This window comes from Ruminococcus sp. NATIVEDY160, assembly GCF_045819885.1.
GTDB lineage: Bacteria > Bacillota > Clostridia > Oscillospirales > Acutalibacteraceae > Ruminococcoides.
In genome coordinates, this window is record NZ_CP162391.1 from 1,196,930 (window position 1) to 1,219,596 (window position 22,667).

Below are 22,667 nucleotides of genomic sequence, written 5' to 3' on the forward strand. Positions count from 1 at the left end.
TATGGATACTATGAAGGCGAGAGTGTTAAGAGCTGTCGGCAATCTCGAGTACTGCGACTATCCCATGCCCGAGGTCAAGCCCGACGAGGTGCTTTTCCGCGTAAAGGCTTGCGGCATCTGCGGCTCAGATATCCCCAGGATTTTTGTAAACGGCACCTACCATTTCCCGACAATCCCCGGACACGAGTTCTCGGGTGAGGTCGCGGGCGTAGGTGACGAGAAATACAAGGATTTGATCGGCATGAGAGCTACCGTGTTCCCGCTGATTCCCTGTAAGACCTGCGAGAACTGCAACGACGGCAAGTACGAGATGTGCAAGAGCTACGATTATCTCGGCTCGCGCAGTGACGGCGCTTTCGCCGAGTATGTGAGAGTTCCGGTGTGGAACCTCGTTCCGATTCCCGACAGCCTTTCCTTCGAGGAAGCAGCTATGACCGAGCCCTGCGCCGTTGCGCTTCACGCGCTCAGACGCGCCCAGATTGAGGTCGGCGACAACGTGGTTATCTTCGGACCCGGCACGATCGGTATGCTTATCGCACAGTGGGCGAGAGCATGGGGTGCGAGAGTTCTCCTTGTAGGCACCGACGTAAACAACTGGGATTTCATCGAGAGCATGGGCTTCACCGAGTACTGCAACTCCTCCAAGGAGGACGCGATCGAGTGGGTAAAGAAGATGACAGGCGGCGTCGGCGCGGATATCGCAATCGAAGCTGTCGGCATCGCGCTCACAGCCTGCAACTGCCTTGAGGCTGCGGCTTCGGGCGGCAAGGTGATCTTTGTCGGCAATCCGCACGGCGATTTTACCTTCCCTCAGAACACATACTGGCAGATCCTCAGAAAACAGCTTTCCATTTTCGGCACATGGAACTCAGCCTACAGCGACACTCACAAGAGTGACTGGAACCTTGTTGTAGACGCTATGGCTAAGGGCATGATTGACGCCAAGAAGCTGATTACACATAAATTTGACCTTGAAACCATGGATAAGGGTCTTGATATCATGAAGAACAACAGCGAATTCTTTGCTAAAATCATGGTGGTAAATCAATAAAGAGGTATTGATATGAATGGAATGTTGTCACCTTCTCTGATGTGCGCCGACGCGCTGAATTTGCAGTCGGAGATAGAGGCGCTTGATAAGCTCGGCGTTGAATATATTCACCTTGATTTCATGGACAATCACTTTGTCCCGAATATCACTCTGAGCGCCGATCTGATCAAGGCGGTCAAGAGTGTGCTGGTGAATATGAAGCGCGATATTCACATCATGGCGTATCAGCCCGAGCAGTTCTTTGACAGAATGGATATCGGACAGGGCGATATTGTCGCCGTTCACTATGAGGCGTGCGACAATCTTCACGAGGTCATCACCGACATCAGACAAAGAGGAGCAAGCCCGTTTGTCGCTATCAGTCCGGACACAAAGCCCGACGTTCTCGAGGATTTTCTCGACGAAATCGACGGCGTATTGCTTATGACCGTATACCCCGGATTTGCGGGACGTCCGATTGTTGAGGGCAGCTTTGACAAAATCAAGGCAGTCCGCAAGCTGCTCGACAGCAGGAGAGAGGGTATTCTCCTCGAGGTCGACGGTCACGTAAGCTGGGATCTGTGCGCTGAAATGCGCGTCTGCGGCGGCGATATGTTTGTGGCGGGTTCGTCCTCGCTCTATCAGAAGGGACTTGACCTTGCGGAAGCTGTTGAACGCATGAGAGCGTTAATTTCTTAAAAAACTAGGGGTGTATTTGTGGAATATCAGATTGAAGTAAAAGAGTTATCTATTGCCAAGAATAAAATGACTCTTACGATTATGGGAACGATTTCCGATCCGACCATCAATTCTCATTTTCTTTCAAATCCCAAGCTGGTGTTACATTTCAATAACGGCAAAGAGGACAGACGTATTCCGTTTGTCCTTTCGAATGTAACCCACATTGACGGAAAATGTTTTTTCTCGGGCAGATATAATTACCGTCTGGATCTGCTTTTCTGGAAAACCAGAAAGGAATGCCTGCCCTTTGAAATGTTCCTCAATCTCGGCTTTGCCGATTTTTACGAGGAAAAAATCCCTGTTGACCTGACTCCCGAGCTTTCGGAAACCGACAACAGGAATTTCAAGTATACGATTCACGGAAACAAGGTAGAGTTTCTGCCGGACAGGAAGAGAATCCAGCACAATCCTGTTGCGAAGTTCTTTGTTAAGCTTTTCAACGGAATTCTCAAGACAGTTCTCTTTATTCTCTCCATCGCGCTGATTCCGTTCTTTATCCTGGAGGCGCTTCTGCGCATGACAGGTATTATGAACCTGCCCGCGCGTTTCAATGACGAAAACCCGATCAAGCGTTTTGTAGCCTACATATTCTGGCGTTTTTCAAGAGTATCCACCACAGACCTCTCTATCTGGAAGGTAAAGAGATGGATATTCAGAAGATGCTTCGGCTTCTACAAGACCTTCTACAAGGTTCAGGACAAGAAGATTTCCTTTATCTCACTCAGACGCGATGATCTGTCAGGTAACTTCGCCTTTGTATACGACCAGCTCAAGGGTGATGACAGCCTCGACATCAACTTTATTCTCAATGAGCACACTATCGCTTATATGTCCTTCAAGGAGATCCGCGCATTTACGAAGGCATGCGCGACAAGCAAGTTAGTTGTGCTCGACGAGTTCACACCTCAGATCCACTATATCGATTTGAGGGAAGAGACCAAGCTGATTCAGCTCTGGCACGCCTGCGGTGCGTTCAAGACATTTGGCTTTACACGTCTTTCCAAGCCCAAGGGCTCGCCTCAGCCCACAAGAAACCACAGAAGCTACGACTTTGTCACCGTCAGCTCAACATACTGCAAGAAGTGCCACTCCGAGGGCTTCGGTATTGCTACCGATAATGTTGTTGCGACAGGTATCCCGAGAACAGACGTGTTCTTTGACGAAAATTACAAGGCGGCTGCGCGCAAGAAGTTCTACGACGCTCATCCGACCTTCAAGGGCAAGAAGATCATTCTCTTTGCGCCGACATTCCGCGGCATGGTCAAGGAGACCGCGTTCTATCCCACAGAGATGTTCGATATCAACGAGGTATGCTCCAAGATTCCCGAGGACTATGCGATTATTATCAAGCATCATCCCTTTGTCAACGACGTTCAGCCGATTCCCGACCGTTATGCGGACAGGGTAATTGACCTTTCGGCTGACAATGAGCTCAACGACCTTCTCTTTGTTACTGACGTAATTATCACTGACTATTCATCTCTCGTCTTTGAGGCGTCTCTGATTGACATTCCCATGATCTTCTACGTCTTTGATCTGGAAAAGTATATCAACGAACGCGACTTCTACTTTGACTTCAAGCTGTACGCACCGGGTAAGATCGTTTATTCGACCGAGCAGCTTATTGATTCGATCCGCAAAGAGGACTATTGCACTGAGAAGATTCAGCCCTTCGCGGATATGTTCTTCGATTATCGTGACGGCAGATCAACACAGAGAGTAGTCAAGCTGATTTACGATAATCTTAAATAAATTTCGAAAACCTATTGACAAAACTGGGCTTATTCGGTATAATATAAAGGCTGATGAAAATCAGATATGCGCCAATAGCTCAGCTGGATAGAGCAACTGCCTTCTAAGCAGTAGGTCAGGGGTTCGAGTCCCTTTTGGCGCGCCAATAGCGCCAAAAGGCGACTCGAAGGCGACCGTGCCCGCATTGCGGGTAAAAACGTCATGGTATGACGTTTTTAGGGAGAGAGCAGATGATGCTCTTTTGTTCGCACTGAACTACGCAAGCGAGAAGGACTTTTCCAAAAGTACAATGTACTTTTGGCGCGCCAATAGCGCCAAAAGGCGCGACAAGTGGCACCAAATTAATTTTGGTGCATATATGGTGGGATTAGCGTAGTTGGTTAACGCGCCAGTTTGTGGCACTGGAGACCGACGGTTCGAATCCGTCATTCCACCCCACTTGACTCATTAGCTCAGTTGGCAGAGCACTTGACTTTTAATCAAGGTGTCCGGAGTTCGAATCTCCGATGGGTCACCAAATGCCGCACAAGGGAACTTGGGCGGCTTTGTTTTAGTCAGTTTTCTGCCAACTGAGCTTAATTATTTTGGGCTGTCGCCAAGCGGTAAGGCAACGGACTTTGACTCCGTCATCCGTGGGTTCGAATCCCGCCAGCCCAGCCATAAAGGATATGCAAAAAAGATATATCCCCGAAAAAGCCCGATTTTATCGGGTTTTTTCACGTTTTAGGGGCGTGATATTTTTGTCACGAAACGTAGATGTAAATCGGTTATTTCGCAGTTTGTCGGGAACCGAACTTCCGTAGAACAACAGAAAACAAGAATATGGGCAGCAGGCAACAGAAAATGTTGTCTGCTTTTTTTGAGCCAATCGTTTAGAAATAAGCGGTTGGCTCTTTTTTTATTTCTCAAAAAGTAAGGAGTGTGAAAACATTGATATTTACAGAAAACCGGTATGACCGCAGCATGGAACAAATGATGAAGGGCATACCAAACTTTTACCCGAGAGGCTCGGGAATCGTAGTGACCGGCAATTTTCGCTATACTGCCAACATGTGTAATTGCAAATGGTGCGAATACTATGGTGGAAAGAAAAAAGGATGTTTGGTTCCAAAATGCGTTTGCTTAGAGGAACGGATTTCCGTTGGCATTGCATCTGTCAAAGAAATCATGACTGAAACCATGTCTGAAATCAAGCATGGCGGTTTCCTTCGCAGGCTCAGGAGATATATAAAAGAAAGCGAGGCTATACCAATGACATTTATTAATGAAAAACATCGATTGACTTTTGACGAGGCCCTGACCAGACTCAACAAATACGACAGAAAGAACACGGCGCTTATGTCGGCACTCTATCTTCTGACAGCAGATTACCGCCTGTGGCTTCAAACAAAACGATTTGTAGAGAATCACAGCATCAGCTTCGGCAAGCTTCGTCCCAAGAACTGCTCCGAAGAATCCTATCCCCTCTACTGCGCCGCGAAGGATTTGTACCTCGGCACCAAGCACATCACCATAAACGACCTTGCCGACAATAAGCTGATTGGCAGCAAAACCTTTGCGCTTATTTGCAACGCAATGGCGATTCGGAAGTTTGGGCTGGGAGCTGTCAGATATATCGATGAAGCGGAAAAATGAAACGAAGAATCCTATTAGCTGTTTCTATTCTGCTGGTATTCGTCGGATTAGCTATGCTCATTGCCCCGAGAGTCTCCAATCAAGTCGGCAAACAAATAGCTCATTCAACCATTGAGGATTTCAAATCACTGAAAAGTGAAGCAACCGCAGACGAGATAACTGACGAAAAGCGCTCTGAGCAAAGCAAAATCAATCAGGAGCATCAAGGTTCACAAAAGAGCGGTGAAACAGAGCTTGGGGAAAACCGAGAAAACATCCCCAAAATTATCAAGCCGGATTTCACTCGACTGTATATGGATAGCATTGCCTATAACGAGGCTCTGAAACAACACCAGGCAGAACTGCTTATCAATGAACAGGCATACCAAAAACCATCGCTTAATTTGAGCAGTTATGGAATCGAAAGCAACGTTTATGGATATGTTTCCGCGCCGTCAATCGGCTTGGAACTTCCTATCTTTCTCGGCGGCAACGATGACAACATGGCTCTCGGCGCTGCGCACATGACCTACACCTCGCTCCCAATTGGCGGCAAAAGTACCAATTGTGTGCTGTCAGGACATTCGGGATATATCGGCAGAATCTTTTTTGACTACTTACCCAACCTAAATATCGGCGATGAAATCGTTGTAGAAAACTACTGGAACACCCTCACATATCAGTTGACCCGGAAACAAATTTACAAAAGCTATGAATCGGCAGCCTGCTTTATTACCGACGGCAAGGATTTGCTTACGCTGATTACTTGCATATCAGACGGACACGGCGGCTTTGACCGGTTCTACGTTATAGCGGAAAGGAGCTAAATATGAAATACTATTACCGTACACGCGACAGCCCCCAACTCCCGTTCAAATTCACCATTCCAGAAGAAAGGAGAGAACAATTGATTAACACTATCAAAAAGGTGATTGCCGTTCTGCTTGTATTCACCGTCATTGTCCTTGCGGCGTGTTCTGTTGACTTATCCCCGGTCAAGGCGGCTGAAATCGGCAACAGCGTCAATTTGGATGGCTACGGAGAATACATCTCCAACGATGAACTCGGAGAATTGGTGTCCTACGGCGGATATATCTCCAAAAGAGAATATGCCGCGCAGCTTTCCGACAATTCCGTCGGTGCAAGCTACAATCCAAGCTTTGCCGGATGTTACGATACCAACGGATATCAAATCACCGTCAGACGAGCGATGGCTGGTCAATATGTCGGAGAATCAGCTTTAATGATTTATGTGAACGGTTCGAGAGCATATTGCATTCAGCCTGGGACGGCACTGAATACCGGCTCATCTCTGACGCAAACAACCTCAAGCGGCGTGTGGGCAAGCTTGTCGGCAAATCAAAAAGAAGCGGTCAACGTCGCACTGTGTTACGGCAGAGAAGGAAACTTTTCAAATATAAAGGGAAGCTCAAGCATCAATTCAAACCAATGCTACATTGCGACGCAGCTCATCATTTGGGAGATAATCAAGGGCGAGAGAAATCCAACCGCGCCCTACGCACTGAAGGGCAATGGCTACCTCTCTATGTACTATGCTGACGGTCACAACGGTAACATAGCCAACGCATATCATAAAATAGAAAGCGCAATGGCGTCGGCAAAAGCAATACCCTCTTTTGCAGGAAAATCATCTTCCAATGCACCGCTTTACACGCTGAACGCAACCTATAATAACATCAAAAAAACATGGAGCTATACACCGCTGACGCTGACAGACAGCAACAGCGTATTATCCCAATTTACCGGTTTCAACAATAAGACGCTTGACGTCGGCAACGCAACAGTAACAGTGAAGGTGAGCGGAAACAAAATAACGCTGACGCCGTCGGCAGGAAAACTGAACGCTACGTCGAAAGAAGTTATTCTTCAATCATCGAAAAGCGGTGTTCCGAAATCCGGCGAGACAAAGCTGATTGCATACGCTTCATCCTATCAGGATGTTGTGTCCGGCGGTTCGGTTTCAGCACCATCGGCATATTTCACTGTGAGAGTTACAGTCACAGAAAATGCTAAGTTGGATTATGATTTCCATGTTCGTAAGGTTATCGGTACACAAAATGAGTATGACAATCGTGATGGGGATGTTATTGACGGAGTTGTATCAACCTCCGAAAATCTCAAAGGATGGTATTTCCGTGTTGAAGTATCAAATGTTTCCACCTTTTACCGATATTACAACGTAAGATCATTTATTCTGGGCCCGACAGACGAGGCAGGACGGACACAAACAGTCGGTGAATATGTGATGGAACACTTCAACTACAGTATGGCTTCGGTTATGTCAACTGCTTTGTCACGTTTGAATGCGTTTCTGGATTCCGAATTGGAACAACTCCTCTGCTTTGATACAGAGATAGACGCAGAGGATTTTTGCAATCACAAGTCCGCCATATTTATTATTATGCCGGAGGAAGACCCCGGCAAGTTTTTTATGGTATCGCTTGTAATCCAACAGCTCTACCGCGAGATACTCGCCGTCGCTGATGAGAACGGCGGCAAGCTGAAAAACCGCGCCGTATTCTTCTGCGATGAGTTCGGTACGCTGCCTAAGATTGAGTCAGCGGAAATGATGTTTTCGGCGGCTCGTTCCCGGCGTTTGCAGATCGTTCCCATCATCCAATCCTTCTCTCAGCTCGACAAGAATTACGGCAAAGAAGGTGCAGAGATCATTGTTGACAACACGCAGATTACACTGTTCGGTGGCTTCGCCCCGAACAGTTCCTCGGCAGAAACCCTCTCCAAAGCACTCGGAAGCAGAACCGTCATGTCCGGTTCGGTGAGTAGGGGAAAGGACAATCCGTCTCAGTCTTTGCAGATGGTAGAGCGAGCACTGATGACGCCTGATGAGTTGAAATCGCTTCCAAAGGGCGATTTTATCGTCATGAAAACAGGTGTTCATCCCATGCGTGTACATCTGAAATTGTTCTTCAAGTGGGGGATAGAGTTCGATGAGGACAATCCCTATATCGTACCCGAGAACGGTAATCGCAAGGTGGAGTATGCGGAGAAACAGGAAATTCAAAACGGCATTATGCAGAAGTATCACCCGGAATCCGTTTTTGATGCTCCCGCACCGTCTGAGAAGGTCACTGGCGGCAGTCAGGCTCAGGAGCAGATATCTGTCAGAGAAACACCCAAAAGAGATATTCCTAGACGAAATACCGACAGCAAAAAGCGCGGTTCGGGTGAAAGTCCATCACTGCCTGAGTTACCAGAGCACTCTATACAGGAGGTGAGAAGCAATAGGCCGTCTTAGTTTTCTCTATTGCTCCGACCTGCCACACCGGGCTGTTTCTGTCTATATCTACCTTGATGACAGAGCCAACAAGGACGGTGAATGCTGGCCGTCTATCACAACTATCGCCAAGGAGCTGAAGCTCTCACAGTCGACTGTCCGCAGAGCGTTAAGAGATTTGCGTAAAGCAAAGCTAATTGAAACCGAACAGCGTTACCGCAAAAAAGGCGGTAAAAGCAGTCTGCTGTACAAGCTCAAAGGAAAATAGAAAAGAAGCGGATGACCAGTGCCATCCGCTTCCGATTACTTTTTGCTAACAACAGGCGGCTTTGCCTGAACAGGAGCCGCGTCAACAAATAAATCCTTATATCCGTTTTTGATTCGCTTGCACTTCATGCAGTATATTCGTTTTCCATCCTTGGAGATTGATTTGAGGTATCTTGCTTCCCAACGTCCATCTTTCCTTTTGTAAATATTTGTACCTTTTTTGGCGTATATATCACCCTTTCTTTTTTGTTATTTATAACAATTATAATCTGACGAAAAATCTGACAAGAAAAGAATTGAAAATGCAAATAGTTATTATGTGTTTTGAACAGAAACGGAATAAAAGAAATAAGAAATTTCAAAATATTTGAATTAATCCTAAAAACTCTATTGCTTAATTCGACAAAACGTGTTACAATATTGTTGGATTTATATATAATTTGCCTTTCACAGATTAAAACAATCTGCGAAGTATTATGCTCAATCGAACGATTGTTTTTGTGTTGCTGATTGAGTTGCGAACAGATTTTTTTCTTTTGGAGGAATCATCATGAGAATCAGACTAGCCATTTTGGAAAAGGACGTTAGTTATCTTAATCGTATTGTAGCAGTATTTAATCAAAAATATTCAGATAAAATCCAAGTTTACTCATTCACTGAAATAGAACCAGTGTATCAAGTTTTAAGAGAAACAAAAATTGATGTTTTATTAGTAAGCGAATATTATAATTTTGATATTAGTCTTGTTCCTTCAAGGTGCGGGTTTGCGTTTTTTGTTGATTCGCGCGATATTGATACCTTAAATAATCAGAGAACCATATGTAAATATCAAAAAATTGATTTAATATATAAACAAATATTAAGTATTTATTCTGAGAATACCGAGAACATAACCGGTCTGAGAATATCCGATGAAAACTGTAAACTGATTGCGTTTTGCTCTCCGTGTGGTGGTTCTGGAGTCACCTCAGTTGCTGCGGCGACAGCAATTCAACATGCTCTGAATGGGAAAAAAACGCTCTATCTTAATCTTGAAAAATATGGTTCAACTGATGCTGTTTTTCAATCCGATGGTCAGTTTGATATGAGTGATATCATTTTTTCTTTGAAAAGTAAGAAGACTAATTTGAGCATAAAACTGGAAAGCTGTGTTAAACAGGACAAGCATGGGGTGTATTTTTATTCTTCAGCTAAACAAGCTTTGGATATGTTAGAATTGCGCGAAGAAGAAATTATTAGATTAATAAACGAATTACAACTCACAGGTTCCTATGACTACATAATTGCAGATTTAGATTTCAACATGAATGATGGATTTATGAGTTTACTAAAGGTCTTTCATTCAATAATTATTATTGGAACCGGGAGCGAATTGTCAAATGCAAAAATATTTAGGCTTTATAATTCGTTGAGCATAAAAGAGAGTATGGATGATTCTCCAATTTTGGATCGAATGATACTACTTTACAATCAGTTTAGTAATAAAACTGACAGAATAATTAGCGGAATTGAAATGAAAAATATTGGAGGTATTCCTCGATTTGAACATGCAACGGATATTCAAGTTGTTGAGCAAATTGCAAAAATGGCTGTATTAAACAATATTGAATAGGTTTGGGGATGAACTATGACTTTTGAAAGAGAACAAGAAATTGTAGCGGAAATCAAAAAATATGTAACTGACAATCTTCCATTAAGTCAAATGAGTGACGAGGATCTTCAGGAACAAGTTGAGCATATAGTAGCTCAAAAACTGGCTAACGTTTACTGTTCGATTGATCAGAGGGTTTCAATTGTTCAGCAGGTTTATAGTTCTATCCGTGGCTTTGGGTTACTGGATACAATTATTTCTGATGATACTATAACTGAAGTTATGATAAACGGTCATGAAAACGTTTTTATTGAGCAGAACGGACGATTGTTTAAACTAGATAAACAATTCGAAAGCCAGAGAAGATTAGAAGATGTTATTCAAAGGATTGTTGGACTTGCTGGGCGTGAAGTCAATCAGGCAAATCCAATTTGTGATACAAGATTGCCGGATGGATCTCGCGTAAATGTAGTACTGCCTCCTATTTCATTATGTGGCCCAATTCTAACTATTCGTAAGTTCTCTAAGACACCCATGACGATTGAAAAGCTGATACAGTATGGATCGATTACTCAAGAGATAGCAGAAAAATTAGAAATATTAGTTAAGGCAAAATACAATATTTTTATAAGCGGTGGAACGGGTTCTGGAAAAACAACTTTTTTAAACGCATTGTCGAACTTTATTCCTAAAGATGAACGCATTATTACAATAGAAGACTCTGCCGAGCTACAGATAAAGAATATTGATAATTTAGTAAGCCTAGAAACAAGGAATGCAAATGCTTCCGGAGCGGGTCAAATAACAATTAGGGATTTGATTAAATCATCGTTGAGGATGAGACCTGAGAGAATAATTGTTGGTGAGTGTCGTGGTGGCGAAGCATTAGATATGCTCCAGGCAATGAATACGGGACATGATGGTTCGTTATCTACGGGTCATGCAAACTCGACGGAGGATATGCTTAGTAGACTGGAAACAATGGTGTTGCAGGGTGCAGCGGGACTACCTTTGGAAGCCATAAGACAGCAAATAGCTTCTGCGGTAGATATTATTATTCACTTGGCTAGGCTCAGAGATAAATCAAGAAAAACAGTAGAGATAACCGAAGTCGTTGGGTATGAAAACGGAACGATAAAACTCAATCCTCTGTATGTATTTGAGGAAGATAGTAATTCAACGATGGAAAAGGTTTCCGGTGGATTAAAAAGAACAAACAATAAAATGATAAATGATTTTAAACTGAGATTATCTGGTGTCTCAACTGAAATCTAAGGGGTTAATTATGTTTGATAAAAAAAATCAAAAGAAAATTAAATATCTTTCATCACCCATCAATACACCAATGTTAAACTATAATTGCTATTTCCCAACATTAATGGAGAAAATGTTATATTTTACAGTTTCTTTTATTGGGGGAGGTGCTGCTAGTTTAATTTTCTTTTCTGGTTTCTTTAAATCTGACGGGCAACCTACTGTGGCAACATATATTTGTGATGTCGTAATTTTTATAGTAGCAGGATTTATTGTATCTAGATTGTTGTACTCAACTTTCTTGGATAAAAGAAAAGAAAAACGCGATAAACAATTACGAAATCAATTTAGGGATCTTTTAGATTCATTATCTGCTTCTTTTTCTTCAGGTGTTAATTCTACCGATGCATTTAAGACGGTTTATGAAGATATGGTTCAACAGCATGGAGTCGACTCATACATAGCCATAGAAACTAGAGAAATCCTAGATGGTGTAAATCAGAATGTTAGCATATCGCAAATGTTGAAAAGCTTTTCTGAACGTAGTGGAAACGAAGACATAGAGAATTTTGCTAACGTATACGATATTGCACTACAAAAAGGATCGGATTTGAAAACTGTAATAAGGCGTACTCATGGCATTATTAGTGATCGAATTGAAGTAAATGATGAAATACAAACAAAACTTGCTTCAAATAAACTGCAACATACCGTAATGACTATTATGCCAATTGGAATTGTGGCAATTCTTCGATTAACAAATGAATCAATGGCAAATAGTTTTGCGACTCCTTTGGGCGTAGTAGTAAATATAATCGCTGTATTAATGTTTATTGGTTCATATATTCTTGGGCAGAAAATTTGTGATATTAAATAAGTTAAGGTGTGTTAAATGGCTCAGTTAGTTATTATGATAATTGCAACGTTTTTTCTGTTGCTTCTAATATTGGGAGCAATAAAGAGCAGAAATTACATAGAAATAGTTGATAGCTTTTCCGATTCGCCGATTAAGGAGTTATATGGAATAGGATTTGCTGTGACTGATATGAGAATTGTGTTTTTTAAGGATGCATTAGTTAATAGTCTTAGAAAAAAAACGACTCTGATCTATGGACAAAAGTATTCTGAGTATTATGCTCGTTCTGCATTTGCTAAAGCGATGACATTTACTGTTGTTTTCTTAGGAATATTGCCTGCATTGGGAGTTGTCATGGGCGATATTTGGTCAGTTTTTATGCTAGTAGTAGCTATAATAGCGACAGGATTTGCATGGAATTTTTGTGTTCTTTCCATCACAGATGAGACAAAAAAGAGACAAGAAATTTGTATGGCTGAATTTCCTGATATGGTAACTAAATTTGCGCTGTTAATTAATTCTGGTATGGTGCTAAGAGATGCATGGGATACAGTTGCAAATAGCAAAGATAATACATTGTATGAACTTATGCGTGAGTCATGTGAATCTATGAGAAATGGTACATCAGATATAGATGCAATTTATGAGTTTGGTTTGAAAACGAATAGCCCTGAGATTAGAAAATTCACAGCATCAATGATTCAAGGTATGTCGAAAGGTAATAATGAGCTTTCAGTTTTTCTTACAGAACAAGCACAAGAACTATTGTCACACAAAAGGCAGATGTTGCTTCAAAAAGGTGAAAAAGCCTCTGGTAAGCTATTGATTCCAATTGGAATCACATTTGTTGGAATAATTCTTATAATTGGTGTAGGTGCTATGCAGGCCATGTCGCTTTAGTGACAGCCGATACATAATAAATGAGAAAGGAGGAGGACATATGCTGTATTTAAACTATTTAGGTTTTCGTGCCAAAAACGCCTTTATTAGATTCATCAAGAAGGAAAATGGTGATACAAACTTTATTTCCATCATTATTATTCTTGCTATTGTTATGGTTGTTGCTGCAATTTTTATCGGTTTCAGAGAGCAGATTGTAAACTGGGTTACTACAACCTTTGGCCAAGCTTTTGGTGAGGTTCAGGATAAAGGTGGCAAGAAGTAAGATGAATTAGCAGATGATTTCTTAGCAAGTTCATTGTTGGTATTCGATTATGAAAAAACCTTATAGTATTATCTGGGTTTCAGTAATCTGTGCTGAGGTTAATCGGCACAGATTACTGAAAAAGGAGAGTAATCTGTGATGTTGATTAAAGTGTTATCTATTGCATTATTTGTACTATTATCATCAGTTACTATATATCTAACCTCGCTATATATTAAGATTAGATTAGCCAAAGAATTGAAAGATGAATCAGAAACAAAAATACTTGTTGGCAAGGAATTATATGCTTTGATGGGTATAAGTGCAGTTGTTAGTCTTGCTGCAGGATTGTTAATTTATGATAATACTACATCACTGTTAAGTTTTTATAAAATTATCTTTATTTATCTAACAACAAGTGTTATCGCAGTTACAGATGTTAAATTGAGAATTATCCCGAATATCATTACACTGATATTGTTGCTTGGTGGGGTGGTATTCCATTTAATAGATATTTTTATTCGTCAAGATAAAACCGGTATTGTTAGTCAAATACTAATTTATAATGTTATAGCATCAGTTATAGTGGTTATTATTTTATGGGTTCTTTCATTAGTGACACGCAACGGTATGGGCTTTGGAGATATCAAGTATTTAGGAGCACTTTGTTTTACCGGGGGCATTACATTATTGTTAGTTTCTCTGTCAGTTTCGTTAATTTGTAGTTTGGTTGTAGGTGTTACGTATGTTGCTAGAAAAAAGAAAAAAATGAAAGACACAATTCCATTTGGCCCATTCATTTTGTTAGGTGTAGTTGCATGTATTTTTACAGGTTTAATGTAAGGAGATTAGGATGAAAAAAATAGTTAGCATAATTGCTATAGTAACGTTATTAGCTGGTTGGTTAATGATTGCATGGAGCTTTCTGGGCACGGTGATTAGTTTCCATAGCAATGTATCCTTAGCAGAGCAAAGTATCAATGATGGGTTATACGAGCAGGGAGTGGAGTATTATAATAAAGCGCTATCTCTACGAGAAGATAAAGAACTATATAAACGAATTAAGGATACCTATTTGGACTTTTATAAGGAACAAAAAAACGATTATTCTTACAATAGATATTTGGAATCATTGGAAAAGTGCTGTAATGTTTTTGCATATGATGGAAACCTATGGGAAGAACTCGTAAGTAGATACTTTGAAGGAAAGAAATATAAAGAGGCTAATGAGGCGATAAAAAAGGCAGAAAAAAATAATGTTATTACAGAAAAGACATTAGAACTGAAAAAAGAAATTAGTCATATGTATCAGGTTTCATTTTTGAATGTTAAGGAGTACACAATAGGAAAAAACAATACATATTCAGTAACGGATGGCAACGTGTATTGGAATATGGATTTTTATGGAGAAACTCTTGGCTTGGAGTATAAATATGTTGGGCCGCTAGATGAAAGTGGGAAAGCTGTATTTATTGATAATGCAGGTAGTAATATCCGCGATTATCACGAGATAACAAGAATTAAACTGAAAACAAATATAGGAAAAAGCGGGTATTTTAATTCTGGAGTTGTACCGGTTGAAACTGACGGGCAGTGGATATATTTGGACGAAAATGGCAACGATGCTGAAATCGGAACGTTTGATTATGCTGCTTCCATGTGTGAAGGTACAGGGGCTGTGAAAAAACAAGATGTTTGGAGTATAGTTAATACATCGGGTGATGATTCAAATCGAGGAAAGTACAGTGTGATTGAATTAGACCAGTATGGCTGTCATACTGATGGTGATTATTATATTGGTGCAACAGATGGAGAATTTTCAGTTTATGATTTTAATGGCAATAAACTTGTCGGTTTAGATAATGTAGCTGATATTGATATAGGAGAGTTTGGTGATTTGTTTGCATATAAAGACAAAAAAACCGGGCTATGGGGCTATATGAACAAATCTGGCGAGTCTGTAATACAACCGAAGTATTCCAATGCAAAGGGCTTTTCGAACGGCTATGCTGCTGTTTGTAATAGCGAAGGTTTGTGGGGAATAATCGAAGAAGATGCGACAGAGGTTACAGATTACGAGTTTTATTATGTTGGATACTTTACTCCTGAATATACTTGTATGGTTTCCAGAACAGAGGGAGCTATGGGAGTTTTTTCATTTGCTTATTAAGTTAACGAAATTGAGGTGTCAAAATGGGTCTGAACGAGAGTTTTGAGACTATTAATTTAGATGAATGGTTTCCAGTCTTGATCACTTATGCAATCGTTTTAGCTATAAGTATTATTATTTGCAGGAAACTTATAAATAATTATAAAAAAATACCAGATAAGTGTGTAGATGCTAGATTAATTAAGACGTCTGATTATTTTGGCGATGGCGAAACGAATGATGGCTTACCTTCTACTGCTTCGTATACAATAGCAAAATATGAATATTATATCAATAACTGTCGGCATACAATAAAAACAAAATGTTTTGATTCTATCCCTAAAAATATTACTTTATATTATAAAAAAGGAAATAGTGATATTAGAGTTGAAAAGACTTTTTCATTACCTGACAAGTATAAAATACTTATGGGAGTATGGCTCATTCTAGGAGTGACTATAATTACAATCATTATATCGTGGGCGTTTGGTTTCGAAGTGATAAGGAAGATGTTTGAATGAAAACAATAAGATTAAGAACAAAAAGTAGAATGAAATACGATGAAACCGGAGAGGTTATGCTAGAATCTCTGATAGTTTACTTGGTGACTTTTACATTGTTATTTATGGTATTAGCACTTATTATGGTTAGCTATCAAAAGTTTACCATAAAAACTGTTGCCGCTGATGTTGCGGTTAAAGTTGCGCAAAACTTACGATATGGCGAAATTGAAATTGAAGATGGGAATTATACCAAAGAAAACATTAAATCAATGAAGGCTTATAGATATTTATTTGGTCAAGATAAAGAATTGATAAAAAGCATTGAGTCTATGGGCGAGAAATATACATACAACCGACTGATTAAGACAACATTTAAAAATGTTGTTACTGATGAAAACACGGATTTTTCCATTAAACTTGTTTCTGACGGGCCTGCACTTCGGCATATTACAGTTACTATAAAAGGTGATTATAAACTTCCATTTGATGATATTTTAGATTTTTTTAATCTAAAAAATATCACAGAATATGAAGCGGTTGAAAGCGCGGAGTGTGTTGACGTATTAGATTATGTGAACTATATCGATTTTTCGAAGAATACTGTTGATACACTTTATGGAGATTTAGGTGGATTAGGAAAACTGGTAGATAAGATCTGGGCACTAATTAACAGGTTTATAAATTATTAAGAGGAGATTGAGAGGGATAATTGTGAAAAGAAGGTTTGTGAAGTGTGCTAAAGGTGCGGTTTCCTTATTTCTTATTGTACTGTTATTGCCATTTACTCAGATAGCGACAATACTGGTAAGTGCACAACGGTATAATTCTTCCATAGGCTTGCTTGATGAAGTTATTGATTCGTCGTCATTGTCAACATTATCTGATTATGAGGGGTATATTCGTGAAAGATTCGGTTTGTTCGGTGTAGCCCAAAAAACTGAGTTGTCAACAAATTTTAATTCATACTTTGATTATAATCGTTCAGGATTATTGGAGAAAGCGTTTAGTGATAAACTAGCAGTTAATGTAACTGGTGACTTACCGTTGAATGACGATGACATTCTTTTGGCACAGATAAAGGAATATAATAAGCTTAATGCTCCTATTAATATGTTAAATGACGGACTTGATTTGAGTGAACTCATAAAAAAATTTGAGAAAAAATTTGATTTAAGTAATATTCTTGATATGGCAAATTCGGGAGTTGATATATGTAACGGAGCACTTGATTTTAATGAATCATATGAGAAACTACTTAAGCTTTCAGAGAAACTTGATAAGTTAAAAAGCACATATCAAGACAAGTATAGCGAATTCAATAAAGCTATTGGTGACATATATGAAAAAAGGGATGAGATTGCCAAACTTGAAAGTAAAGATAATACGCTGAGTGACGAGTTAACTGCATTAAAGCAGAAGCTGGAATCGCTTAATAAAGAAATAGAAGATAATAAAGACAATAATGACAAACTAAAAGAAATCCAAAAAAACATCGAAGAATTAAATAAACAAATCAAAGACAAGGAAAAGGAGATTTCTGATAATAAAAGTGAGAATAGCAAAAAAAACAGTGAAATTAAATCTTTGATTAATACATTTAATACTAAACGTGATGACTATGCTAACTCCCACACGGACTTGATTGTCAAGTTGGGAGAATATAAGAAAGAGATGAAGGCAGCGCTTGACAATATTAATGCTTTGATTAAAAGTACTGGCGATTTTGTAACATCAACTGAAAAAAGTGTAAGTGAATTGAACAAGGTTGATGCAGAAAATGACAACAAAAAAATAAAAAAAGAGTTGGAATCATATGAGAGCAAAGAAGCAGATGAAAGGTATTATGAATTGGTTTTTCAGCAATCGGATAATGATGATACTATTGCTTCCAATACTATAAACAAAGGTATTGCTGATGGATTTAAAAGTGCAAATACTGAAATATCAGAGCTCTGCACAGAGGCAGAACAAGCATTTGATGAAAAAGCAATTCAGGGTACAATTGATACATTAACTGCACAAAAAAGCACAGTTAGTTCACTTACCGCTGAGAGTGTAAAAAACAAAAAAGACGGAAGTGAATACTATACCGAAATTAATGTAGTGTTGAATCGTGAGCAATTAAAAAGACTTTATGATTATTTTGACGGTTTATCAGATAAAATCGGTGCGGATTTGTCTGATATGTGGGAAGGAATAAAGTCTTTCCTAGAATCTATATTCAAGGTGAAACTTGTTTATGATCCTGCATTGTGTTCTAAAATAGATACTAATTATTTTGCCAATCAGTTCGGAATAAAAATTGATAATCCTGCAACAAATCCGGTGGCTTCATTTATTCAGAGCGTAGGAAATTTTGTTACAGGTTTTGTGGATTTAGCAACAGGCCTTGCTTCATTTAACTTTGTGAAAGCGTGGAATGGAATAAAAAAAGTATTTACCAGCTTATATAACTTGATTAAGTCATTGATAGAGATTCCTGTACAAATAGTTTCAAATGTAGTTCAATATATAAAAGACCCATCAAAGATGTTGTTACCCTATTATTTTACAAAAACACTTCCTTGCAGAACAGACTATAAAACGGGCTCAAATATGACAGGGGCGTCATTCTCGAAGATAGAGTATGCAAATTATGGAGATAGTGGTGTCAATGGATTGCCGGTAATAGAAAGTGTTGTTTCTTTGTTTAATTTGGTTACAGGAGAAAAAGAAGCAAATGATAAAATGTTTTGCGGAGCAGAGTTAGAGTATTTATTGGCTGGATCAGAAAGTGAAATTGCTAATCAATCCACAGTTTTTGGTATGTTATATGTGATACGACTGCTATTGGATATTCCGGGCTGGTCAAAAGCGGCTGAATTACAAGCATTGGCATCAGGCCCTCACTATGGCATTATATTTGCTATATATTTGTTGTTAGAGCCTTTCCTTGATTGCGTTCTGTTAGTTAATGGTAGTCCAGTATCAATTTTAAAAGATGTTCCGTATCTTAGCGTTGCGGGAATGACAGAATTTATACCAAAAATTGTTTCGGTTGTTCCTACAGACAGTACAAGTAAAGCTAAAATGAAAGATAAATTTGCTCGGATTTGGAAAGGTACGGGCGAAGCAATGGATGATGCTGAATATTCTTATGATAAAGAAACAGTAGTTTCCGAAAAAGATAATACAGATAAAAAGAATCCTCTTGCTAAATATGGTAAGGATTTATTGAAACTAAATTATAAAGAATATCTTATGTTACTAATGCTGTTGTTTTCTAATCATGACAGTGAACTTAAACTATTTAAGAATATAATTCAAATGGAAACACAAGCATATAACACAAAAAACTTAAAAGGTGATTTTGATTTAAGAAAATCGTACACACAAATTAATTGTACGGTCACTGGTTCTGCGACGCCTTTGTTAGCTACTGCTTTTAGTGAATCAATATTTAAATTCAAAAGGCAGCAGTGTAGAGGATATTAATGGAGGAAATATGAGGACTCGTGAAGAAGGCTCAATTACAGTTGAAGCTACATTATGTGTTACGCTGTTTATGATTTTCGCGCTGTTTTTAACAACTTTGTTTTATACAGTTTACGTTCAAGAGGCGGTATCCCATTCTATTATTCAAACTGCTGATAGTCTTAGTCTCGAAGCTTATTCAATTAAAAAACTAGAGCCTGACGTCAACACTGGAGCAAAAGCAGCAATAACATCATTAGGCGTAAAACTGTTTTCACCCGGACAAGGAGATGAGCATTTTCGGACAGAACAACGTTGGTTTTCTGAAGATAGATTAGAAGAAAAATATGTTGAAGAACCGGAAATGTCAACGAAAAACCCAGATATAAGAAACATTGATTTATCTGAAATTATAAAAGATAGATTTATTGGATATTTAGCTAATGGTGACGAAGAGTACGCGGATCAGTTTCTGAAGAAAATGGGTGTTATAGATGGTTTGAGTGGAGTAAATTTCTCTGAATCAAAAGTCAAAAGTGGAAAACTGTATATCACAGCACGATATCAAGTGAAATATCTAGTTAATATTGGGGACTTAGGAAGACTCAATGTTTGTCAAGAGTATTGCTCAAAAATTTGGTTATAATTTGAGGTGCATAATATGAATAATATTCATATAGAAAATCAAGGTAGTTCAACCTATTTGGTCTATACCATCCAATCAAATGATATATTGGATACAATGAGTTTGGGCATGATTACAAATAATAGTATAAAAGGACTTGCTCCAACTATATTCACTCAGATGAACACAACAAAATATATAAAATATGAAATCACAGCAAAGTTGGCAGCCAGTAAGATGTTTATTGGTGCTGTCAACAAAAAGCGTTTAGTTGGAGTGTTCTCGGGAATAGTTGAGGCGTTATTGTCTGCAGAAGATTATATGATAGATGCAAACAGTATAGTTTTAGATTTAGATTATATCTTCGCTGATGTCAGTACATGTGAAACGATTCTGATTTGTTTGCCGATTGTATGCGAAAATACTGAAAGTGTAGATTTACGTACATTCTTTAAAAGAATAATGTTTAACATCCAATCTGATCAAACGGAGAATTGTGACTATGTGGCTAAAATATTAAACTACTTAAATGGAGTTTCTGCCTTTTCACTGTTAGAGTTTAAAAAAGTCCTTGATGATATTATTAGGAACGACTCTTCAACAAATAGGTATGATTCCACAACTCCAGTTAATCCGAGCGTAAGTCATATAAATAATAGACAATCTGGAGATGTCGCGGGTAGCTCTACTTCTGTGAGAAAGAATGTTCAGCAAACAACAACTGTTCAATCAGTTAACAATCAACCAATTGTTCCACCACAGAATAACCAGCAGATTACTATCTCTTCAATACCACAAGTTAAGAAAAAGAAACAAAACCAAAAGCCGATTGAGGTGCAACAAGCAGTAATAAATACTGATGAGAAGCCTATTTCGATGTTTTATCTTCTCCAGCATTATAATAAAGAGAATGCTGCAAAATATAAAGCGCAGAAAGCGGCTAAGAAAGCTAAGACAAAATCGAATGTTCAGACAAACATCCCAGTTTCAAAAAGTAGCACACAATCCAAACAAGCTACATCCTTTGGATTTGCTGTTCCAAGTCAGCAAAATCAGTCTTTTGCTATTCCAGGTCAACAAAATCAGTCCTTTGCAATCCCCGGTCAAGGAAGCGGTTCTTCTCAAACCGTGACTCCACCTCAAAAATATTCGTCTGCTACCACCCCTGTTAGCCAACAACCAATCAATCAACAGGTACAGCCAGTAAGCCAAGGATATAATCCGAACAGTAGTTACTCAGAGAGTCCTACGGATTTTGGCCCGACTACAGTGCTTGGAGGCAATTCGGATGGAGCAACGGCGGTTTTAAGTGATATTCCTGCTTATGGTGAAGAACACGTGAAACAACCGGTTTTGATTCGAGTTAGAAATAACGAAAGAATCCCGATTGACAAGCCGTATTTCAGAATTGGCAAAGAAAAGAGTTACGTGGATTACTTTATAGGCGATAACTCGTATATCAGTCGTGGACATGCGAGTATTATCACAAGATATGGTCGCTATTTTATAGTTGATAATAATTCACGAAATCATACTTATGTTAATGGACAGATTATTACTAGTAGCACAGAAGTTGAGCTTCAAAGTGGTTATACAATAAAATTGGCAAACGAGGAATTTGAATTTAAGTTGTTTTGAGGTTAATGGATAATATATGAATTTTATTATTGCTGCCGATACCGACATCGGCAATGTTAGACAGACTAATCAAGATAGCGTAGCTGTTCTTGTTGCGGACACCGGAAATGGTCCAATAGCATTTGGAATTATCTGTGATGGAATGGGCGGTTTGGCTAAAGGCGAACTTGCGAGTGCAACATTAATTAATGCGATGGTTGACTGGTTTAAGAATTCATTACCTCAACTGATATCCACAGATATTGATGATAGTGTTATACGAAAGCAGTGGACAGAAACAATTAGGTTATACAACGAAAAAATAAAAGATTATGGTGCGGAGAGAGGATTTAACCTTGGAACAACAATAGCTGCTATCCTTATTACTCAACAGAGATTCTATATAGTGAATGTTGGAGATTCAAGAGTATACGAGATTAGTAGTAATTCTGTTAAGCAATTGACAGAGGATCAAACAGTGGTTGCTCGTGAGTTGAAGTACGGAAGGATCACACCGGAACAGGCTAAAACAGATCCGCGCAAAAGCGTGTTATTGCAGTGTGTAGGTGCTTCACAAACAGTTAATCCGGAATTTTATTTTGGAACACCCATTCAAAACTCTGTATATATGATTTGCAGTGATGGCTTTAGACACGAGATTACTAATGACGAAATTCATAGATTCTTTTGCGCTGAAAATAATATCAGCGCAGAAATGATGAGTTCCAATATCCGACAGCTAATCGAAATAAATAAACAGCGCATGGAGAAGGATAATATTACCGCTGCGCTTATCAGGACATATTAAGGGGTGT

General features: G+C 39.3%; 20 protein-coding genes and 4 tRNA genes. All 24 read left to right on the top strand.

Features of this window, described 5'->3' with window-relative positions; translation table 11 throughout:
- Position 1: 1 nt before the first annotated feature.
- The 24 genes from AB1I49_RS05880 to AB1I49_RS05995 all read left to right on the top strand — a co-directional run bounded on the left by AB1I49_RS05880 (position 2) and on the right by AB1I49_RS05995 (position 22,660).
- Positions 2-1,051 (top strand): galactitol-1-phosphate 5-dehydrogenase, encoded by a 1,050-nt coding sequence (locus tag AB1I49_RS05880; protein WP_186833100.1) that lies wholly within the window; start codon positions 2-4, stop codon positions 1,049-1,051.
- Between the two features lie 12 nt (positions 1,052-1,063).
- The gene (locus tag AB1I49_RS05885; protein WP_407721605.1) at positions 1,064-1,729 is read left to right on the top strand and encodes a ribulose-phosphate 3-epimerase; all 666 of its coding nucleotides are present in this window, start codon (positions 1,064-1,066) and stop codon (positions 1,727-1,729) included.
- An 18-nt stretch (positions 1,730-1,747) separates the two neighbouring features.
- Positions 1,748-3,523 carry a CDP-glycerol glycerophosphotransferase family protein gene (locus AB1I49_RS05890; protein ID WP_407721606.1) on the top strand — a complete coding sequence of 592 codons (1,776 nt, stop codon included), beginning with the start codon at positions 1,748-1,750 and terminating at the stop codon, positions 3,521-3,523.
- A gap of 68 nt (positions 3,524-3,591) precedes the next feature.
- Positions 3,592-3,668, top strand: a tRNA-Arg gene (locus tag AB1I49_RS05895).
- Between the two features lie 216 nt (positions 3,669-3,884).
- Positions 3,885-3,961: transfer RNA gene (locus AB1I49_RS05900), tRNA-His, on the top strand.
- A gap of 3 nt (positions 3,962-3,964) precedes the next feature.
- Positions 3,965-4,040 (top strand) — tRNA-Lys (locus AB1I49_RS05905).
- A 68-nt stretch (positions 4,041-4,108) separates the two neighbouring features.
- Positions 4,109-4,183, top strand: a tRNA-Gln gene (locus AB1I49_RS05910).
- A gap of 270 nt (positions 4,184-4,453) precedes the next feature.
- Positions 4,454-5,158 (top strand): hypothetical protein, encoded by a 705-nt coding sequence (locus AB1I49_RS05915; protein WP_407721607.1) that lies wholly within the window; start codon positions 4,454-4,456, stop codon positions 5,156-5,158.
- Positions 5,155-5,964, top strand: coding sequence for a class C sortase (locus AB1I49_RS05920; protein ID WP_407721608.1), 810 nt, complete (start codon positions 5,155-5,157; stop codon positions 5,962-5,964). The genes AB1I49_RS05915 and AB1I49_RS05920 overlap by 4 nt, the downstream gene beginning before the upstream one ends.
- Positions 5,965-5,966: 2 nt before the next feature.
- Positions 5,967-8,414: a type IV secretory system conjugative DNA transfer family protein gene (locus AB1I49_RS05925; RefSeq protein WP_407721609.1), complete on the top strand. Its 2,448-nt coding sequence runs from the start codon at positions 5,967-5,969 to the stop codon at positions 8,412-8,414.
- Between the two features lie 19 nt (positions 8,415-8,433).
- Positions 8,434-8,661, top strand: coding sequence for a helix-turn-helix domain-containing protein (locus AB1I49_RS05930; protein WP_407721638.1), 228 nt, complete (start codon positions 8,434-8,436; stop codon positions 8,659-8,661).
- Positions 8,662-9,210: 549 nt separating this feature from the next.
- Positions 9,211-10,272, top strand: coding sequence for a P-loop NTPase family protein (locus AB1I49_RS05935; protein ID WP_407721610.1), 1,062 nt, complete (start codon positions 9,211-9,213; stop codon positions 10,270-10,272).
- 15 nt (positions 10,273-10,287) lie between these two features.
- Positions 10,288-11,526, top strand: a complete 1,239-nt coding sequence (locus AB1I49_RS05940) for a TadA family conjugal transfer-associated ATPase (protein ID WP_407721611.1) — start codon at positions 10,288-10,290, stop codon at positions 11,524-11,526.
- 10 nt (positions 11,527-11,536) lie between these two features.
- Positions 11,537-12,382 carry a type II secretion system F family protein gene (locus AB1I49_RS05945; RefSeq protein ID WP_407721612.1) on the top strand — a complete coding sequence of 282 codons (846 nt, stop codon included), beginning with the start codon at positions 11,537-11,539 and terminating at the stop codon, positions 12,380-12,382.
- Between the two features lie 15 nt (positions 12,383-12,397).
- Positions 12,398-13,261, top strand: a complete 864-nt coding sequence (locus AB1I49_RS05950) for a type II secretion system F family protein (RefSeq protein ID WP_407721613.1) — start codon at positions 12,398-12,400, stop codon at positions 13,259-13,261.
- A 40-nt stretch (positions 13,262-13,301) separates the two neighbouring features.
- Positions 13,302-13,526 (top strand): hypothetical protein, encoded by a 225-nt coding sequence (locus AB1I49_RS05955; protein ID WP_407721614.1) that lies wholly within the window; start codon positions 13,302-13,304, stop codon positions 13,524-13,526.
- Positions 13,527-13,664: 138 nt separating this feature from the next.
- A complete protein-coding gene (locus tag AB1I49_RS05960) occupies positions 13,665-14,348 on the top strand; it encodes a prepilin peptidase (RefSeq protein WP_407721641.1) in 684 nt (227 codons plus the stop codon).
- A gap of 10 nt (positions 14,349-14,358) precedes the next feature.
- Positions 14,359-15,675: a WG repeat-containing protein gene (locus tag AB1I49_RS05965; protein WP_407721615.1), complete on the top strand. Its 1,317-nt coding sequence runs from the start codon at positions 14,359-14,361 to the stop codon at positions 15,673-15,675.
- A gap of 23 nt (positions 15,676-15,698) precedes the next feature.
- Complete coding sequence (locus AB1I49_RS05970) at positions 15,699-16,175, top strand: hypothetical protein (RefSeq protein ID WP_407721616.1); 477 nt, start codon at positions 15,699-15,701, stop codon at positions 16,173-16,175.
- Positions 16,172-16,846 carry a hypothetical protein gene (locus AB1I49_RS05975; RefSeq protein WP_407721617.1) on the top strand — a complete coding sequence of 225 codons (675 nt, stop codon included), beginning with the start codon at positions 16,172-16,174 and terminating at the stop codon, positions 16,844-16,846. Before AB1I49_RS05970 ends, AB1I49_RS05975 begins: the two co-directional genes overlap by 4 nt.
- A gap of 22 nt (positions 16,847-16,868) precedes the next feature.
- The gene (locus AB1I49_RS05980) at positions 16,869-19,631 is read left to right on the top strand and encodes a hypothetical protein (RefSeq protein ID WP_407720432.1); all 2,763 of its coding nucleotides are present in this window, start codon (positions 16,869-16,871) and stop codon (positions 19,629-19,631) included.
- A gap of 10 nt (positions 19,632-19,641) precedes the next feature.
- Positions 19,642-20,256 carry a hypothetical protein gene (locus tag AB1I49_RS05985; RefSeq protein ID WP_407720433.1) on the top strand — a complete coding sequence of 205 codons (615 nt, stop codon included), beginning with the start codon at positions 19,642-19,644 and terminating at the stop codon, positions 20,254-20,256.
- Positions 20,257-20,271: 15 nt separating this feature from the next.
- Entirely contained in the window at positions 20,272-21,873 is a 1,602-nt protein-coding gene (locus AB1I49_RS05990) for a DUF6382 domain-containing protein (protein WP_407720434.1), read from the top strand.
- A 16-nt stretch (positions 21,874-21,889) separates the two neighbouring features.
- Complete coding sequence (locus tag AB1I49_RS05995) at positions 21,890-22,660, top strand: PP2C family protein-serine/threonine phosphatase (protein ID WP_407720435.1); 771 nt, start codon at positions 21,890-21,892, stop codon at positions 22,658-22,660.
- Positions 22,661-22,667 lie beyond the last annotated feature (7 nt).

Bases quoted from the DNA above. Each gene is read 5' to 3' on its own strand.
- AB1I49_RS05970 (WP_407721616.1), top strand. From the start codon at position 15,699: ATGGGTCTGAACGAGAGTTTTGAGACTATTAATTTAGATGAATGGTTT.
- AB1I49_RS05940 (WP_407721611.1), top strand. From the start codon at position 10,288: ATGACTTTTGAAAGAGAACAAGAAATTGTAGCGGAAATCAAAAAATAT.
- AB1I49_RS05975 (WP_407721617.1), top strand. From the start codon at position 16,172: ATGAAAACAATAAGATTAAGAACAAAAAGTAGAATGAAATACGATGAA.
- AB1I49_RS05920 (WP_407721608.1), top strand. From the start codon at position 5,155: ATGAAACGAAGAATCCTATTAGCTGTTTCTATTCTGCTGGTATTCGTC.
- AB1I49_RS05995 (WP_407720435.1), top strand. From the start codon at position 21,890: ATGAATTTTATTATTGCTGCCGATACCGACATCGGCAATGTTAGACAG.
- AB1I49_RS05965 (WP_407721615.1), top strand. From the start codon at position 14,359: ATGAAAAAAATAGTTAGCATAATTGCTATAGTAACGTTATTAGCTGGT.
- AB1I49_RS05990 (WP_407720434.1), top strand. From the start codon at position 20,272: ATGAATAATATTCATATAGAAAATCAAGGTAGTTCAACCTATTTGGTC.
- AB1I49_RS05880 (WP_186833100.1), top strand. From the start codon at position 2: ATGGATACTATGAAGGCGAGAGTGTTAAGAGCTGTCGGCAATCTCGAG.
- AB1I49_RS05885 (WP_407721605.1), top strand. From the start codon at position 1,064: ATGAATGGAATGTTGTCACCTTCTCTGATGTGCGCCGACGCGCTGAAT.
- AB1I49_RS05945 (WP_407721612.1), top strand. From the start codon at position 11,537: ATGTTTGATAAAAAAAATCAAAAGAAAATTAAATATCTTTCATCACCC.
- AB1I49_RS05960 (WP_407721641.1), top strand. From the start codon at position 13,665: ATGTTGATTAAAGTGTTATCTATTGCATTATTTGTACTATTATCATCA.
- AB1I49_RS05985 (WP_407720433.1), top strand. From the start codon at position 19,642: ATGAGGACTCGTGAAGAAGGCTCAATTACAGTTGAAGCTACATTATGT.
- AB1I49_RS05925 (WP_407721609.1), top strand. From the start codon at position 5,967: ATGAAATACTATTACCGTACACGCGACAGCCCCCAACTCCCGTTCAAA.
- AB1I49_RS05950 (WP_407721613.1), top strand. From the start codon at position 12,398: ATGGCTCAGTTAGTTATTATGATAATTGCAACGTTTTTTCTGTTGCTT.
- AB1I49_RS05955 (WP_407721614.1), top strand. From the start codon at position 13,302: ATGCTGTATTTAAACTATTTAGGTTTTCGTGCCAAAAACGCCTTTATT.
- AB1I49_RS05935 (WP_407721610.1), top strand. From the start codon at position 9,211: ATGAGAATCAGACTAGCCATTTTGGAAAAGGACGTTAGTTATCTTAAT.